Below are 17,976 nucleotides of genomic sequence, written 5' to 3' on the forward strand. Positions count from 1 at the left end.
TTCTCATGCTTCATCGCTAAAGATGCTATCTTTTTGAGTTACAAATAATACTATTGTAAAAATGCCTACTAGAACAAAGAATATAACTGAAAAAGCTGCTGCATATCCAAGCTTATTTTTTTCAAATCCATACATGTAGATAACATAAGATAAAAACATAGACTTCTTGGCCGGGCCGCCATTTGTAAGGGCTAGAGCCGGATTAACTACCTGCAGATGTGTGATAAGAGCAGTCAATACATTATAAAAAATAATAGGCTTGATGCATGGAATAGTTATGTTCCAAAATCTCTGCCATGAGTTGGCTCCATCTATCTGAGCTGCTTCCTTGTACACAGTAGGTACATTTTGAAGTCCTGCAAGGAATATTACTATGAGATTTCCGCTGGCCCATACTGCGATGAGAACAAGGGCCGGTATTACCTGCCTTGGACTGTCCAAAAATCTCTGGGGTGGAATTCCTAGCATTCTGAAGATGAAGTTAAAGAGTCCATAGTTCTGCTCATAAAGCCATTGCCAGCCTTTGAAAACACCTATTGCCGGTAGCAGATAGGGTATAAAAAAAATAGATCTGAAGATAGTTCTTCCAAAAATATCCATGTTTAGAATAAGTGCTATCACCAGAGAATAGATAACCGCGCCGATAACTGCCAAAAATGCATACAAAAGCGTTGCCTTTACAGCACTTGCAAAATACACATCTTTTGTAAAAATCCTAATGTAATTATCCAGACCCACAAATTCAGGGGTGGACAAACCATTATAGCTAAACAAACTAAGTACAAACACTGCTATGGTAGGAAGATAACTTATAAAGGTGATTCCAAGGAATGCTGGAATCAGACACAAATAGGCACATCTTTCCTCTTTTCTATTATATTTGGACTGAGAAGTACGTATTTTTCTTTTGCCGGATGCTCTTTTCATACTCTTCGCCTCGCCTGTACTATATATCCCCGCAACTTCCATTGTATAATCCCTCTCCCCTGATATCAACGCCGGCGAAGGCAGTTATACTGCACTTTTGACCATGTTTCAAAGGCTATAATAAACTGTCTTCGCACGGCAATGTATTAAGTGTTAATTATTTGTGCTGAAAATATCATTTAGCTCATCATAATACTCATCGATAGCTTCTTTCATTGTCTGATCACCAGACCAAACAGCCGAGAATGCTGAATCAAGAGTTGCATTAAACTCGTCTGTTGCATTGATGTAATACCATGCTGTTGACTGAGAATTTTCTCTTGCGTAGTCTACTACTGCACTCTTGTACATATCATGGTCAGGATAATTAGGGTTATCAATCCACTTATTTGTAAATTCATCATCTGTGTACCACTTATCAAGAATAGGCATCCATGTTCCTGCTTCAATAAGTGACCAGCTGTTTTCTTCCTGGTAGTACCACTTGAGCCATGTCATAGCTTCTTCAGGGTGCTTGGTTGTAGCAAATACCACGTTTGGTCCGCCAGTACAAATTGTAACCTTCTCCTTCATGTAAGGAAGAACGCCTACGCCATATTTAAAATCTGCAGATGGTCCAAGGAAGGTTCCAACATTCCATGTTCCATCTGTAGCCATAACAACCTTCTTGGAACCAAGTGAGGATTCAAGCGCGTTAGCTGCGCTTGTTACAGGAGGTGCACAGTGATAAACATCTGAAAGGTCTGCAATTTTCTGCAGTGCTTCTACTGTTGCATCGTCATTGATAGTACATTCTTTGCCGTCAGCACTATAATATCCGCCACCATTACTCTTTGCCCATACTTCAAGCTGCCATGGAAGAGTGTTAACTGTGCAGCCGTAAACATCAACGTTTGCTGGATCAAAGTCTGGACTTAATGCGTTATTACCGTTGATATCAACTGTGAGAGTCTGAGCTATCTTAACAAATGTATCCCAGTCCCATGCACTGTCTGCACTTGCAGGAGGTGTAAAATCAGCAACATTTAATCCCTGTTTGGAACAAATTTCTTCCAAAAGATCTATGTTGTACCAAAGGGTAAGTACCTCATTGGCTGCTGAATAAGCCACAGGTGTTCCCTGATATTTAAAGGTTATGGAATCAAGAGGTTTGGAATCACCTTCATCGTACATTGAGCTGATGTCTGCAAGTAATCCATTCTCTGCAAATTTCAATACTCCAGCTTCACTCATGATGGCTGTGTCAGGAAGTTCTCCTGCTGTAGCCATTGCGTTTAACTTGGTTACATAGGTATCATGGTCAATCTTGATTACTTCTACTTCAATTTCATCCTGGGACTGATTGAACTTATCAGCCACCGCCTGAGTTGCAGCAGTCTCTGTTTCATTGCCCCACTGAGCATAGGTAATATGTACCTTTTCTCCAGTGCTCTCACTAGTTGAAGCAGGTGTCTCTGTCTCTGTTTTAGGTGTCTCTACTGCGTTCTGCGTTATGTCCTGCGCTTCCCCCTGTGCGCTTTGAGAACTTGCACCACAACCTGTTACCAACATTGCCGTAGTAGTAACAACAGTTAATGCCATGCTCAACAATCTTTTCTTTTGCATACTTGAAATATCCTCCTTTAGAAAATTATTTTTCAGCAGTAATGTTCTATCTTTAGATAGAAATATTCTGCCAGACTTCCATCTCTCCAATACCTCTGTTGTTCCAAAAAGCATAGGGAACCGCTCTGATCTTCACAGGCTTCTTAGTAAATCTTGCCTCTCCGTAAAGGCTGCCATCTTCAATACCAACACTCTTAACCCTGTAGCCCTCATACTCTATCGCCGGTACTTCTCCCGGGAATTCTTCATAAGCTTTGCCCTTTAGCAGATTAGCATCAGTGTCCACGTAAATGTCAGATAAGTTCTGGCCATTGTCCGCCTCCTCCAGGCAATAGACCATAGGTCCATGCATTACAGCAACCTTACCTGCATCAGCCCTAACATTGTGGTCTGCTGCCACAAATCTTGGATGAACCCCCATATTAAGCTCAATCCTGTGTTTACCACCCTTAAGAGCAATTACTGCATAGTTATTGTCAGCTATATAGGAAAGCTTTTCACCATCAAGGGCTATCTCCATATCTTTGGCATAGGCTGGAACTCTTATCCTGATATCTGTAGCCTGCAGAGTAGAAATCCTGATATCTACTGTTCCATCTGTCAAAAGAGCTGACTTAAGCTCCACTAATATTTCCTGACCGGAATTATCCACCGAAAGGGTTGATGATATGAACTGATTAATGTAGATTCCCTTTTCATCACAAGCATATAAATACTGAGAAAGAGAAGCCAGCGTTCTCGCAAGATTAGGAGGACAGCAGGCAACACTAAACCATTTCTGCCTGACAGGTTTAACGTGATCCATATAGGTATTCTCAGTACAAAACTGCGGAATCATCTCTAATGGATTTACGTAAAAATATCTGTCTCCTTCCAGATTCATAGCTGCCAGAATAGTGTTGTACAATACTCTTTCAACTGTATCATAATAGCTTGCATTTTTCTTTAGGGCAGCCATCCTCTGTCCAAACATCATCATTCCCACAGAAGCACAAGTCTCACAATAATTTGTGCTGTTAGGCAGGTCGTAATCTGTGGTAAAACACTCCAAAAATCCGCTGCTGCCAATTCCTCCTGTGATATACATTCTCTTGCCTACCATGTTATCCCACAGTCTGTCACAGGCTTTTTCCATTTCTTTATCCTGCTGCCATTTTGCCAGGTCTGCCATAGCACTGTACAGGTACATTGCCCTTACAGCATGACCTTCAGCCTCAGTTTGTTCTACTGGAGGTTTCTCTGCCTGTGCATACTTCATAGAATAGTTTCTAAACTCAGGAAAGAACTCAGGGCCTTCTCTGCCATCAATCTCATTCTGCAAATAATTAGGTGCAGTTCCCCTCTGTCTGACAAAATAATCAGCCTGCTTTAAGTACTTGTCATCCCTGGTCCACCTATAAAGCTTGATCAAAGCCAACTCAATTTCTTCATGCCCTGGAACTCCAGGAATCTGTCCTTTCTTTGTTCCAAATACCCTGCAAATAAGGTCAGCATTCCTCATTGCAATTTGAAGAAATTTCTCCTTACCAGTGGCCAGTGCATAAGCAACTGCTGCCTCAATCATATGTCCTGAGGTATATAATTCGTGTCCCTCAACCAGGTTTGTCCATTTCTTTTCCCGAGCTGTTATCTGAAAGTAAGTATTTAAATATCCGTCTTTTTCCTGAGCCTTTTCCAAAATATCGATCACCTGATCAATTTTACCTTCAAACTGAGTCCCGCTGCCTATTGCAATGCAATAGGCAGCTGACTCTATCCACTTATATAGATCAGTATCAAGAAAAACTACTCCTTGCCGTTCTCCCTCTTGTAGTCCGGCAGCTATACGGAAGTTTTTGATACATCCCGTAGGATCAGTTCCTTCCAGTTCATCATTTAGAGCTTTCCACTGATGAACCAGCATGACTTCACTTACTTTATTGATATAATGCCCGAATAAAGGATCAGTGACTTTTACCTGCTGAAGTTTCAATGGTCTTATTTCTTTTTCCATGCCCAATGCCCCTTCATATTTTTTAGTTAATAAGCACTCCGTTTTCATCAAAGGTGTACTTCTCTCCTTCTAGTTGTGTGCAAAGTTAACGTTTTCCCTTTTCATATATAAAGCTGTAGTCTTCGCTACAACTCATGATATTCTTTTAACTCATCTCCCAATTTCATTTTAGGTAAACGTTTACCTTAATTTGGATTTTAAATTGTTGCATTATATATGTAAATAGCAATTTTCAATAATATTGCGAGCAATTTTTTGGTTGTTTTTTATTAAGAAAACGTTTACCATTATCTTGTAATTAGTATTTTGGAAGTGAGGACGAACTGTGTCTAATATGAAGGACATCGCAAAAAAAGCTCAGGTATCTGTCGCAACAGTATCCAAGGTTTTAAATGGCACCGGAAATATAAGTGAAGAGACCACCAGGAAAATTCTGGAAATTGCTGAGGAACTTAATTATCATCCCAACCTCTATGCCAGAAATCTAAAAACTGGTTCCAGCAGGACAATTGGGATCCTTGCAGAGGATCTTACCGTATTCAACACTCCTCCAGTAATAGACGGCATCGGAGCCTGTTGTGAAGAGAAGGGTTATCGTTATCTCTTGGAAAATCTTCGCATAAACACTCTTGGTATTGATCCTGACAATGACAAGGATAGATACTCAGAAATCAAAAACAATGCAGTTTCACACATGAGTTCCATGCAGGTTGATGGAATTATTTATCTTGGCTGCCATTCTCACAGAGTAGTAGCAAGCATATTTGAAAACAATATTCCTTTCGTATGCGCTTACTGCATTTCTCCATCCCTTGCGATTCCTTCTGTTTTGTATGATGATCAGCACGCCGCCTATGAAGCAGTTTCTCTTCTGATCAAAAAAGGGCACAAAAAAATAGCCACCATAACTGGCAAAGTAAGCAGTGTTCACACCAGATGGCGACTAACAGGTTATCAGGAATCCTTATATGATCACAACATACCATATAATCCGGGATATGTAATCAACGGAGACTGGTCAAGAGACAGTGGCTACAGTGCCACCAAGAAACTTATCAGACAGCATGTGACTGCTATTTTTTCCCACAACGATGAAATGGCCATGGGCGTAATAGATGCCTGCAATGATGCTGGGATTCAGGTTGGCAAGGATATTGCACTTATTGGCTTTGATAACAGAGAATTATCAACAGTGTGTCGTCCAACACTCACAACTGTCGAGCCTCCACTTTTTGATATCGGCTACAAATCAGCCGAAGGCCTGATTTCAAAAATTGAACATAAAGAAGACATTCTGCGAGGCGAAGTGCGACTTCCTTGCAGGATAATAGAAAGAGATTCTACCTGATTGGTAGAATCTCCTTTTTTCACTCCGCTCTTCCTAGTACGCAAGGAAAGCCCTTGGTTGTAAATGAATCTACTACAACCAAAGGTCTTTTGAATTATATGCTACTGTTCTTTATTAGGATAGATGGCACAAATGAAGAATCGGAGGAGAGTGTAGACGCTGAGCAGTTATTACCGTTTCTGTGATTCGCTCTTGCTTTCATTTCCATTTCATTCATGTTCAAATTCTCATCAAAACTCGTTTTTATGCTTTTCAAAAAACTCAAAGTAAGTCCTTACTCCCTCAAGCTCCGTCCACTTCTTGATATCTACTGGCCTTTCATCAAGGACATAAATCAGTGCACCTTTTAACGCCAACAAAAATGGGGAATGTGTTGCTATTATAAACTGGCATCCAAAGAACCTTGCTGAATTCTGGATAAACTCAAGCAATTCCAACTGCCTCTGAGGCGAGAGTGAGTTTTCAGGCTCATCCAACAGATAAAGTCCATTATCTTTAATCTTTTCAGAGAAATATTGCAGAGCACTTTCTCCATTGCTGTGCTCTATAATGTTATTTCCAATCGTATCTCTAACATACTTTGACTGTGTCTTGGATCTGGCATCCACAACTTTCTTGAGCTGCTCATAATCATCAAGTGACTTCATCTGAAACTTTGAATGCTTATTCTCAATCCATTCATCAAAAGCCTGCTCTCTCTTCCGGTCAACGCCATCGTTCAGAGCCCTTAAGTTAAGCATGAAATCAAATACATCATCACTTGTGATCATCCTGATTTCTTCAGGTCTGCCTTCATGTGTCATCTCAAAATCACACATACCGATATAATCACCAAAAAAACTACTTCTGTTGAACAATGTATCTCTTTCGGCTTTCAGTTTCTCTGCCATAACGTTCAGGGCTGTGCTCTTTCCTGAGCCATTGTTTCCATACAAAATCGTTATTTCAGAAAAAGACAGCTCCCGAAGCTCATTCTCTGCGAACACCCCAAACGGATAGAACGAGGTATAGCACGTTCTTCTTATATAGTTTACAAACTGCTCTTCATTTTCCACTCCTGGAAACTTAAATGAGTCAATATATCTCATTTTAAACCTCAAAATCCAGGCAGCTTCTGATCTTGGTATAAGGTCTTACCTTAGAATCAGCTACTGCTACGTGCTCAGGATGTACTGAATATCCCTTAAGCGCCTCTATGCTCTCAAAAGTTGAATCCAACATAAGGTCTGCATTTGAAGATTCAAGACCGTTGATATTGACCTTGATATCAACAATTCCAGGCACCTTGCCCTTTAATCCTTCAAGACCTTCCTTTATTTCCTGCTTAATAGTCACCTTTTCTTCTGCAGAAAGCTCATCCTTAAGTGTCCACAAAATCACATGCTTAACCATTCTCGTTCCCTTTATCCTTTCCATCAATTCCTTGTTCCGCTCTAGCGCATCATATATGCCATCTTCAGAAAGCACTCCTCGCTTCAGGTCTTTGGGCAAAAGTCCATCTTCATCCATGACATAATCATTTTTCCAATCCTGGCTGGAATAATATTCGTCAAGTTTCTTGATCTCTGTCTGATAGTCCAAGAACTCTTGTGGAGCTTCCTCAGCGTCATCCATTCTTCTCAAAGCTTCATCAAGAATAGATTCCATTTTAAAGATGCGCCTTACAGCTCTAAGAATCCGTTCCTTTTCCCTGCAGATGTAGTCCCAACTGCAGTCTCCGCAAATGTCGCTTCTGATACCGGCATCAATGATTTTCTCCCGCACCAGTTCGGTAAACTCGGCAAAAGAAATCTCATCACCCTCTACTAAACCGCAAGCCTTCAGGACTTCTTCATCATATCTTTTAACCTTATCAGCAGTAGTGCATTCTCCCGCCTCATTATTAGGGCAGTTCCTGCAGACAATATCCGTCTCAACCTTCAGCCGAATCTTCTGAGACGGATCCGACTCCATCTCCCTGATTATTCTGCCCATATGGTCGGTGAAGTCCTCGCTATAGCCCTTACCTTCATAAAACTGAAAACACATTCCATGATGTGGTCGTAAAACTCTGCTCATCTCATTTCCTTATACGTCCAGATGCTGTCTGTTCCCAAAGCCATCCTTTTTAAGATCCGAATCCAAAAGATCATAACTCTCCGGCACAATCTTTATAAGATTCATAGGCATCGGAAGTTGTTTCATTGCTTCCACAGGAATCTTCTTATACTCCATGATTTTCAGATATTCCTCGGTGAACGGCTCAATCATGCTGGCAAGTCCCATCACCTGTAAGCTCTTAAGCTGATGGAATCCACCATAGGGCTCATAGATAGCAAATGCCACATGCTTATTATCCTTCAGAGCCTTGAACTTCAGACCCCCTTCGGAAAAGAGATAGAAGTTGCCATCTACGTAGTTGTATTCAATAGGAGTGCATCTCACAAAACCCCCTGATGCGACAGCCAATGCACATGTATTGTGTGCCTTTATAAACTCATCAATCTTATCCTTAAGAGCATCTTCCTTCATGTGAACAGAATTCTTATCCTTTTCTACCCACACTGACGCTGCTTTGTCATAATCTATTTCCCACATTTTCTACTTCATTGCCACCAATACGGCATCCTTTCTATCAAAATAATCATCCATATTGCTGCTTAGCCCAGCAGCCTTCCATGCCTGGTCAAAAGAAATATCCTCTATATTGCTAAGATAGACAAAAGTACTGTCCTTGACAGCTTCGCCCATTCTGCCGGTAATCTCAAGGCGATACTTATAAGCACACTCATCTGTCTTCCAGGTTCCGTCAGCCATCTCATAATAACGCACCATGGTCAACAACTGATTATTTGCTATGAGCTCCTCTGCCCGGTTTCCATCCGTCACTTCATAAGTCCTTACAGCATCTGAATCAGCAATCAAGAATTGTGCACTAAGAGAATAATTAATTAGGATAGCTGCCGCAATTACTCCAAGAGTTCTTTTTATTCGCATTTCATCCCTTTTACAACTTCTCCTTCATTTCATCGAATTGACCGAGTATATTTACATCTAGGATAACTACTGCATCCAACAAATCTGCCATTCCTACCATTTCTTTCAACAAGCCTGCTACTGCATTCGGGACACACGGTCGGATCGTATCTATTAGCATTACTTTCCCTATGTGGAATACTAATTTGTACTGCTGCATCAGGATTGTTTCTGGAGCATTCGATACATGTTCCCAGGTTCACATGATTCTTCCCACCATATGAAGAAAATTCCCTATCCATGGCTATCTTTCCGCAGAACTCACACTTAACCCATCTGTTCCCATCGGGATCTTTAATAGGATTTTCCTGTTGTTCAAAACCAGAAGCCATGTTGCGGGCAAATTCTTCCCGGGCTCTGCGCTTTTCTGACTCAGCAGCCTCCTTCTCACGAAGCAACTGCTCCTCACGTTCTCTTATCTTTCGCTCGTATTCCTCTTGGAGTTTCTTTTCTTCTTCCAAGCGTTTTTGGCGTTCAGCCTCGCGCTTTTCCTGCTCCATTATACGTCTGTCGTGTTCACGATCCTGCTTCTTTCTGAATTCATAATATGCTTTATCATATAATAAATCCAAACTATCTCTGTGAAACATTAGATTGTTATTCTCATCAAAAGAATAGTCACTGAGTCTTCCTTCTGTAACAATCGTCTCACGCCATAGTCCATCTATATCCTGATCATAAAATACAGCTTCAAGTCGAGCCTCTTCATACTCAATCCCATCTATTGACAGAAGAAGGCAATAGCCCTGTCTGCTTTCTATTTTCATAAGCCATTCCGGAAACTGATCTTCAAAACCTCCATTCATGATATCTGCAATATAATAACTCCTGATATCCTGTGTATTCATATCAAGAATATCAAGTTTATCATCTGTGATATTTGCCCTATCATGAAAGTAACTGATGGCCAGCTTATGGGACTCTGATAAAAAAGAGAACTCATACTTCCTATTAATGCTTTCATCAACTGTATTTATAGGCACTCTGGTGTCTATGTCCCCGGTTTTAAGTTTATCATCGAGCCAGCATTTCAATACTATCTTTGACTCTATCGAAGTCTTGCCTTCAGTTACTGCCGTACACTCAAACTCTGTATCAGAATCCTTTATCCTAAAATGCTGTTCCCTAAGATTTCTATCCCCGGCTACAAGTATAAGATTGGCACCACAACCGCAAGGACAGAACAGTTCTCCTTTTTTGCTCTTCTCACGAAGCCAATTTAGTTTCTCCGGGATATTGATCTGCTTATCACCAATGACAGTATATATGGACTCAATTCCTATAGATTTTCCGTTATATATAGCCTCCGTCCTCTGGGCCATTGAACTCTGCTCCTTATCTTACATAGTGTTTTGCATACCCGATTTCATCTATAACAGATAACGCTCTCCAGCTGTTGATATGTTTTACCTTCTTCCAGCTTAAACGGATGCTGCTTAGCTTCACCTCCGAACCATTGATATGGAAGATCATTTTCTGTTTTGCCTTCACATATCTCTACATCCCCACCTTTTATAGGTTTGAACGCAGGCATAGTCAGTCCAACCTTTTTACATTCTTTAATAAACTCAGGGGCATTTATAAAAGATTCAGCAAGCTCATTATCCTTAGGATTCATATAGACTTCGTCAAAATACACCTTGTCAAAAATACAAACACACATGCTTATCGCCTGCTTCAGTTTCTTCCGCAGCATTTCTTAAACTTTTTACCGGAACCGCAAGGACATGGATCATTGGGATATACCTTCTTGGTCGTCTTCTCAAAAGGGCCATTCATACCCATAGGCATGTTCATAACCGGCATTTCAACTGACTCTCCATCAACGTCAACACCAAATCCCATCTCCCTGATATGCGGAGCTGCCTCAGCAAGCATCTTAGCTGCATGACTGCTTCCTGGAATTATGGTTGGCATCTGTCCCGGCTTAAGAACCGGCCTTGGCATATCACTTGGTGCATATCCCCTGTTAATGAGCATATTGGTTCCATTTGTCAGCGGCATGTACAGACTAACAATCTTATTCACCTGCTGATCATTTGCAAATTCGAACTGATCCCAGAACCATTGCATGGTATCGTGTGGATTATCATCCTGCCATGAGATCCTGTCCCAAAGCTCATACAAAAGATCAATCGCATCATCTCGCTCCATCTTCATATCTTTCACAAGAAATGCCAGCATATCCTTATACACCTTGTGAGATAAAAGAGCTCCCGTAAAGAACAACTCCTCAACTTCTGCAGGAGTAGGAATATAAAAATCTTTATCCGCCTGTGCTCTACGTAACCTGTCCAAAGAATCCATATGACCGATAAAGAGCCTCTCAATAAGCACATTTTCTATCTTGACTGACTTAAGCAGATCATCTGGGATACGCCTATATATCACATCAAGTTCCTCTGCGTCCATATGCATTTCTTTTTTCTTGTTAACTACTTTCAGAAAAACATCTACCGGTGTGTATGCGTACATGGTTTCCGCCCATCTAAGGCACATCCATACCCAGGCAGCTCTTGCTCTGTACTTATTAAACTCCTCACCAGCAATCTCTTTTGTATAGATCTCCCACACATCTGTAAGCGTTGAGAAATAATGGTCTTCATCGAAGTATGCCAGTTCCATCTCATTTAATGTGCAAGCCATATCAAACACTGGCTCATCCGGTTTTACCTCAATGACCTTTCCATATGCTTTTTCCAAAAGAAGCAAGGATGCTTCATCCAGAATCGCCAACCGGTTAAAAAGACTCTCCTTTGAAAGAAAGTTCTCTGCGATCTTTTCAATAAGATCTGCCTTTTTGAGCTGAGAAGTTTTCCCAATATAAAGATCTCTGGCAAAGATTTTAAGCGACTCCTTGTCATACATATCCATCTTGTCTCTAAACTCAAGCAAATTCGACATATCCGCGCCCTCCAACTACGCTAAATCCCCATGCATTCAACTTACTCTATTATATGCAAAAAAGCACTTCCATGCTATATGAGTCATGAAAGTGCATCTATGAAAAAGTGTTGTGTGGAGTTCAAGAAGTGCTGAGCTCTTCTTGATGTACTCATAATACAATTCGCTCCTTAAACGAGCCTTAAAGCCTTGTGAAAAATTTGTGTCCTTCCTCCGAACTGAAAATGTAGTAAGATATCAATGAAGAATAAAACATTTATAGATTAAATGGAGTCATTACATGAAAAAGAAAGCACTACTCTTGGCAATTGCTGCTACACTCACTCTAAGTGCCTGCTCCGGCAAAGCCATCACCACAGACCAGAATACTAACTCAGATACGGTAACTTCTGTGTCCACCGAAAAAGCAACAACAGACTCAACATCAGACAATACTGCAGAAGAACCAAAAAGCAGTTCTGACGCACCCTCCGACACAAATAATGAGGAGCCTTCTTCTGAAGCTGGATACAAACAAGCTTACAAAGAAATTATCGAAGCCGATCGTGAAAAGAAAGCATCCCTTACAGAAGAAGCCTCTTATGATGAACTTGCAGAGTGCATCGACTGTTACTGGCTATACGATATAGACAAAGATAATATACCTGAACTTTTGATAAGGTATGGCGACTGCGAAGCTAATTATCATGGGATGCTATATTCCTATATTGACGGGCAGGCTACTTTCATTGACAATCTCTCAATGGGTCACACTGGATTCTATGCTGTTCCTGATGAAAACGGTATTCTCAGCTATTGGGGACATATGGGATATGCAGAATGTTGGAAAATGACACTTAACGGCACTGAACTTAGCTCTGAGGAATTATACTCTGAGGATATCAATGAAAAACTTAATGCTGGGGAAGATGTCTGGTACAAAGCTTCAAATGAGATTGTGCCTGGGGCCTACTACCTGGATTCATATGACTACAACAACGCCTATCCAATAGAGATGTATGAAACCATTACAGCTTACGCCCACGGAAAAGAAAAATCTGATTCAGAAAGCTACTCTTTCCCCAATAATGATCCAAACTTCTACACTGATCTTATGCAAAATGATGGCCTCGTTAACGCTGTTGCCCTTGACCAATACATGAACACTATAGGCAAAGTACCTTTCAGTAACCTCTTAGAAGAAAAGCAGATATATGACTATGCTCCAGGAGGGCTTACTCCCCTTAATATCACTTACGCCGACTTAAATACTGACGGCATATATGAATGCATTTTCTACCTTAACGAGAGAAATAACCCAGAGAATCAGTACATGGATTATAGCGTTATCCTGAGCCTTCAAGGCAATGACATTTTTGCATACCTGAATTTCTGCCCTTATGAGACTTCCATTACCGAAGATGGCTACTTTATAACTGAACCCGACGAGTACACCAGTGAGCGTTATATAAAAAGAGTCCTCTATGATAGGGAAAAATGTTTTATCTATAGTGTTCCTTCAGAAGGCTGAAATCATTAATGTTATCACGATGATATTTTATGGGAAAATCATATCTTTTTCGGTGAAACAATGCTATGATTATTTCACTCCATGTAGGGAGCCGTCGAGCACCTACATATAGAAAACGGAGAGCGGCCTCATCCTGTTTTAGCTCTCCGTACTACGTTTATGGGTATTACATCATCAATATCTAATACAGCTCCGGTGTCAGATACTTCTTCAGAATCCCTTCCGCATCCACCTTGCCATTCAGATGCAGGTTGCTGTTACAACTGCTCCTTTGATTGCCATACGATCACCTTCTCGCCTTTCTATTTCCACGTCTGTTGTAGTCGTCCTCAATCTCGTCGTTCCATCCGCTTCCGGTAAGGCTAAGATCACCCAGCTTTGCGAAATGCGCACTGTATAACATCCCCCTTATTGAGAGTGAGCTGTGAACAGATGGTGCTAAATTTAAATAGTGCTTTGCAAAGCTCAGCACCGGTGCTATTATACTGAAATAATCACTTATTCCTCTAGAACAACGGATTTATCCGCTCTTTCCCGTAAAGATAAGCAACTTCACTAATGCCTAAAATAGACGTCAACCTGATTCTTTGGGGACTCTGGTCTTCCTTTTTACGACACTCAAGGTAATATTTCTTCTTACATTTCTATTAATTCACTCATCTATCAGCTTCTTAGCAGCATCAACTCCACACTTATTATGCCTTGAAAAATCCGCCAACATCCTACTTAGTTTTTTCATTGTCATTGTTGTATAACATTTCTTTGAGCGCTTGTAATCCTCTTTGCATATCTCCGTAGAACCCTGGCATCCAAACCACTTCAATATTCTTCGAAGCCATAAATTCGCTTTTGCTTAGTAATTCAACAGCATAATTATCATGCTATACCTGTTTACTCCCAGGAATCTGGAGTATCTATTTCAATATATCCAATCTCATATTTGCCATTTACATAATTCAAATTGAAGCCCATCATTGGTCCCCATCTGTGAAGTGGCTCCACGTAGCATCTTAGCACTGAACCAGAGTCTCCCTTATTCAGGATTTCCGCGTAAAAGACTGGTTTTTGTTGCATTGTCAGGTCATCTGACCACCAGTTAGAAAGATAGTCTTCATCGACTTCTTCTATTCTTGATAAGCCTGCTTCCCTAAGTGTAAACTTGATTTTGCTATCTTCAAGCTTATCGTAGTCTACGTTAAAGCCCTTGGCGCCATTTTCAATCTTTACCAGTGGAAGCTCGACTTCTACATACTCGCCAGTAGTCTGATCTCGGTCAAAGAGCCACATATCACCGAATGAATAAGTATCGGTGCTAGTGTCATAGGTAAGGGTTACCAGAATCTCTTTTACGCCATCTCCATCAAGATCTCCTGCCTGAACATGCGGAAAGCCTGTTTCATAACCTTCAGGAGTAATCAGTTTGTCACCATTGCCAAACTCGATAGTGTATGTGGCTAATTCCTTGTCTCCGTTCCAACTACGGCTAAGCCTGTCAGTCTTACCATCACCGTCGTAATCGCAGTTTTGAAACTCTCCCTGCCATGTGTATTCGTTGCATTCGTCCACATAGCCTTCAAATTCCCAGATGCCAAAAAATGATTTCTCGATATCAGATACAGATTCTGTCGTAGGTGCGGAATCAATAGCGGTTGAATCTTCTAAGCCGTTTATTTCTTCTGGCATGGTAAAACTCTCGGCATTAATCACCAAAGAGCCGTCCTTGCCGCTTATGCCTATGGTATATGTCTTCAAGTTTCCATCTTGCCCTTTATAGCTATATCCGTTCAGCGACATGTCTCCAGGAAAATTTAATGGAACAGCAATCGGAGCATCTTTCTTTAGTTCCGCTGTACTGTATACCTCTGTGGGAATGTAATCCACGCTGCCATTTTCATCGATGTTAAGCTCCAGAGAAAACACCCTAAAATCCTCTACGTTCTTGTCAGTATGAAAAAGAATAACTGTTTCGTATTCCGCACTGTCAACATTCATAGTCTTTGAAGAATCCACATAATCTGAATATTGCTCCTTCACATCATCGAGATAATCTGCAGATACCTTCGCATCCGTAGTATCTTTTCCACACGAAGTTATTCCAGTGCATACCACAACTGCTGCAATCAATAAACCTAATATTTTTTTCATGATTCCCTCTTATACTATAATTTAAATATCCAACGCTACTAAATCCACTCACTCATAACGATTATGCCCAGCAAGGCTCTTTTTATACTTCCAACACTTAATCGCTTCTTCCAAGCTCTTTCCCTTATTGTCATCAAAGAAATCGCGAATATAAGTATTATACTCAAACTGTGATTCTGTATTTCTTAGCAGATCTCATCTTTCAATTATATCAGTACGAAGCCCGCAGTAAATGCGGATTTCTGTATTTTAGTTCTTGATGTCATACCATAACGGACGAACATTCCGATTTACAGAAGGTGGCAGAATTGATTTATGAAATGAACACTGATGCGCAAACAAAAGAAATCCTAGAAGGACAGCGCCGCTATAGAGAGCAGCTTGCCACTCAGTACGCTGCCGGTCAGATAGATACTGAGAAAAAATATAAGGCAATTATCGAAGAGAAAGACTCTTCTTTAGCTGAAATGAATGAAGAACTAGCTAATAACAAAATTACCATTGCTGAAAAGGACACTGTTATTTCTGAAAAAGACTCTACCATCGCAAAGCTCTTAGCTGAAATTGATGCCCTAAAAAATAATAGCTAACTACAAATAATTCTATAAGAAGACTCCCAATGCGTACATAGCTTTCAATGAACCTCATTGTGAGTCCCACTTAACTCAGCATAATTACCATAATCAGATTTTCCTGACATCTGAGCTTATACTACCTTTAACTCATTATCCAGCTTTTTAATTTTCAAGGACACATTTTTTTCACTTTACAAATCTCATCATCCAAAGTAAACTAACTTTCGTTGATTCAAAAAATCAATCCGCTCGTTATGAGCAATCTTCATGTCAACAGTGCATCCAAAGCGCTGTGAAACATTCTGACATGCAAGATTTTTCCAAACTTAAAGCTTTTGGGATTCATTCTACGCAGGTTATTATTTGACACATTTGCCTGATAATCAAGATTAAGTTTTGTCATAAATTTTCTTTGTCGGTATGCAAAGGTCTTAAAGACAAACTATGTCCTCATTTTTATAATTGCAAAATGCATAATTCTTTTACATTTTTTGCAATTATCAAGCTTCCCCAATCCCAAAGCCATTACAATTATCATTTTAAGAAAGGTAAAAAATATTGACTACAACAGAAGAATTTTCAAACAATCCATTAAAAGCACAAAGCTTTAAAACTGCAACAGGCACAATCGAATTCACATTAAAAAGTGATATCGTATTCCACTATGCTCTGCAAAAATCTAAAAAAGCTCTGACCGGACTCGTCTGCGCCCTAAACGGCATAAGCCCTTCAAAAGTTTCAGATATTGTTGTTCTGAATCCCATAGACTTAAATAACCTGTCAAAAGAAACAGTTATGGATCTTAAACTCTTGTTAAACGACGGAGTTATTATTAATATCGAACTCCAGATGTATACTGATTCCTTCTGGGTTCCAAGATCACTCTTGTACCTCTGTAGAGGATATGATTCCATCTCCGAAGGTGATAACTACTCCATGTTAAAGCCCGCTTTCCATTACTGCATCACAGACCAGAATCTCATTAATGACGAGCCCGAGTTTTATTCCAAATATAGACTGCTAAATGTCAGAAATCATAATCCATATACTAAAAATTTCGGAATTAATGTGCTAAACTTACATTATACAGATTTAGCAACACCAGAAGACATCGATAACAATCTTGTCTACTGGTCGAATCTTTTCAAAGCTACAACATGGGATGAAATCCGTGCTTTAACAGATGAACATTCCGATTTACAGGAGGTGGCAGAATTGATTTATGAAATGAACACTGATGCACAAACAAAAGAAATCCTCGAAGGACAGCGACGCTACAGAGAGCAGCTTGCCACTCAGTACGCCGCCGGTCAGATAGATACTGAGAAAAAATATAAGGCAATTATCGAAGAGAAAGACGCTACCATCGCCGAGCTCTTAGCAGAAATTGATACCCTAAAAAATAATAAGTAACTACAAATACATCTAAAAAAGGCTCCCAATGCTCCATCTACTTTCCCTAGACGACATTGGGAGTCTTAATCTATCATTCCATATACAATGCCTTTGTTAAATCATATACTGCCTGCTTCTGCGAATCGCTCAAGTTTCTGTAATAATATACAAGCTCATCCACCTTACGCGCGTCGTCTTTTATCTTCTGAAACTCTGACGAAGCCGCAGAAGGCAAGACAGTATTTGATTCAGAGGTCTCACTTAACTTGCCAGAATTACCAGAATCAGGCTTACCTGCCTGCTGAGCAATTGCTATCTTTAACTCATTCTCCAGCTCTTCATTTTCATCAAGTCTTGCTAAAAAGACTTCCGGGCTAACACCATAAAGTTTTGCCAGAATATTAAGTTTATCAGCAGACGGAATTATCCTTCCCGTTTCATAGGCAGAATACGTAACGCTCTTAACTCCTAAAAGCTTTGCAAGATCCTTTTGAAACCTACCTGAATCCTTCCTCATCTGCTTTAATAGCTCTGCTAAAGACATATTCCCTTTTTCTAT

Annotated in this window: 15 protein-coding genes and 4 pseudogenes; 4 read left to right on the top strand and 15 right to left on the bottom strand. The window is 40.3% G+C overall.

Translation table 11 applies throughout. The annotated features are described in order from the left end of the window. Positions 1-3: 3 nt before the first annotated feature. The 3 genes from BM086_RS12025 to BM086_RS12035 all read right to left on the bottom strand — a co-directional run bounded on the left by BM086_RS12025 (position 4) and on the right by BM086_RS12035 (position 4,525). Positions 4-969: a carbohydrate ABC transporter permease gene (locus BM086_RS12025; RefSeq protein ID WP_092326836.1), complete on the bottom strand. Its 966-nt coding sequence runs from the start codon at positions 967-969 to the stop codon at positions 4-6. A 111-nt stretch (positions 970-1,080) separates the two neighbouring features. After that, positions 1,081-2,532, bottom strand: coding sequence for an ABC transporter substrate-binding protein (locus tag BM086_RS12030; protein ID WP_092326909.1), 1,452 nt, complete (start codon positions 2,530-2,532; stop codon positions 1,081-1,083). 52 nt (positions 2,533-2,584) lie between these two features. Continuing rightward, on the bottom strand, positions 2,585-4,525 hold the full coding sequence (locus BM086_RS12035) for a glycoside hydrolase family 127 protein (RefSeq protein WP_242952188.1): 1,941 nt from the start codon (positions 4,523-4,525) through the stop codon (positions 2,585-2,587). A 334-nt stretch (positions 4,526-4,859) separates the two neighbouring features. Here BM086_RS12035 and BM086_RS12040 point away from each other — a divergent pair, with 334 nt between their 5' ends. Beyond that, positions 4,860-5,873: a LacI family DNA-binding transcriptional regulator gene (locus BM086_RS12040; protein WP_242952189.1), complete on the top strand. Its 1,014-nt coding sequence runs from the start codon at positions 4,860-4,862 to the stop codon at positions 5,871-5,873. Between the two features lie 35 nt (positions 5,874-5,908). Here the strand turns inward: BM086_RS12040 and BM086_RS22075 are convergent. The 9 genes and pseudogenes from BM086_RS22075 to BM086_RS22080 form a co-directional block, all read right to left on the bottom strand. Then, positions 5,909-5,971, bottom strand: a pseudogene (locus BM086_RS22075) (helix-turn-helix domain-containing protein); the annotation flags it as partial. 132 nt (positions 5,972-6,103) lie between these two features. Beyond that, positions 6,104-6,961: an AAA family ATPase gene (locus BM086_RS12050; RefSeq protein WP_092326844.1), complete on the bottom strand. Its 858-nt coding sequence runs from the start codon at positions 6,959-6,961 to the stop codon at positions 6,104-6,106. 1 nt (position 6,962) lies between these two features. Beyond that, on the bottom strand, positions 6,963-7,265 hold the full coding sequence (locus BM086_RS21945) for a Dabb family protein (protein WP_092326914.1): 303 nt from the start codon (positions 7,263-7,265) through the stop codon (positions 6,963-6,965). A 27-nt stretch (positions 7,266-7,292) separates the two neighbouring features. Continuing rightward, a pseudogene (locus tag BM086_RS21780) lies at positions 7,293-7,931 on the bottom strand (DUF1284 domain-containing protein); the annotation flags it as partial. A 9-nt stretch (positions 7,932-7,940) separates the two neighbouring features. After that, entirely contained in the window at positions 7,941-8,450 is a 510-nt protein-coding gene (locus BM086_RS12070) for a pyridoxamine 5'-phosphate oxidase family protein (RefSeq protein ID WP_092326847.1), read from the bottom strand. Between the two features lie 3 nt (positions 8,451-8,453). Then, a complete protein-coding gene (locus tag BM086_RS12075; protein ID WP_092326850.1) occupies positions 8,454-8,849 on the bottom strand; it encodes a hypothetical protein in 396 nt (131 codons plus the stop codon). Positions 8,850-8,878: 29 nt separating this feature from the next. Next, positions 8,879-10,210, bottom strand: coding sequence for a topoisomerase DNA-binding C4 zinc finger domain-containing protein (locus BM086_RS21255; RefSeq protein WP_092326853.1), 1,332 nt, complete (start codon positions 10,208-10,210; stop codon positions 8,879-8,881). A gap of 44 nt (positions 10,211-10,254) precedes the next feature. Then, positions 10,255-10,551, bottom strand: coding sequence for a hypothetical protein (locus BM086_RS12085; protein WP_092326856.1), 297 nt, complete (start codon positions 10,549-10,551; stop codon positions 10,255-10,257). 14 nt (positions 10,552-10,565) lie between these two features. Further along, positions 10,566-10,643, bottom strand: a pseudogene (locus BM086_RS22080) (SEC-C metal-binding domain-containing protein); the annotation flags it as partial. Between the two features lie 1,429 nt (positions 10,644-12,072). On the opposite strand from BM086_RS22080, the gene BM086_RS12095 reads away from it, so the two are divergent. Continuing rightward, positions 12,073-13,302: a hypothetical protein gene (locus BM086_RS12095; RefSeq protein WP_092326862.1), complete on the top strand. Its 1,230-nt coding sequence runs from the start codon at positions 12,073-12,075 to the stop codon at positions 13,300-13,302. An 891-nt stretch (positions 13,303-14,193) separates the two neighbouring features. On the opposite strand, the gene BM086_RS12100 is transcribed toward BM086_RS12095, so the two are convergent. Next, positions 14,194-15,447: an FG-GAP repeat domain-containing protein gene (locus BM086_RS12100; RefSeq protein ID WP_092326865.1), complete on the bottom strand. Its 1,254-nt coding sequence runs from the start codon at positions 15,445-15,447 to the stop codon at positions 14,194-14,196. Positions 15,448-15,495: 48 nt separating this feature from the next. Then, positions 15,496-15,624: pseudogene (locus BM086_RS22085) on the bottom strand (DUF6434 domain-containing protein); the annotation flags it as partial. Between the two features lie 131 nt (positions 15,625-15,755). Between BM086_RS22085 and BM086_RS12105 the strand changes: the two are divergent. Both BM086_RS12105 and BM086_RS12110 read left to right on the top strand, forming a co-directional pair. Further along, complete coding sequence (locus BM086_RS12105) at positions 15,756-16,037, top strand: hypothetical protein (RefSeq protein ID WP_092326867.1); 282 nt, start codon at positions 15,756-15,758, stop codon at positions 16,035-16,037. Between the two features lie 543 nt (positions 16,038-16,580). Further along, positions 16,581-17,435 carry a PD-(D/E)XK nuclease family transposase gene (locus BM086_RS12110; protein WP_175560248.1) on the top strand — a complete coding sequence of 285 codons (855 nt, stop codon included), beginning with the start codon at positions 16,581-16,583 and terminating at the stop codon, positions 17,433-17,435. Positions 17,436-17,508: 73 nt separating this feature from the next. Here BM086_RS12110 and BM086_RS12115 read toward each other — a convergent pair. Continuing rightward, a partial coding sequence (locus tag BM086_RS12115; RefSeq protein ID WP_207650983.1) for a helix-turn-helix domain-containing protein occupies positions 17,509-17,976 on the bottom strand: 468 nt, incomplete at its 5' end.

It is taken from the genome of Butyrivibrio sp. YAB3001, assembly GCF_900112195.1.
In the GTDB taxonomy this organism is placed as follows: Bacteria; Bacillota; Clostridia; order Lachnospirales; family Lachnospiraceae; genus Butyrivibrio.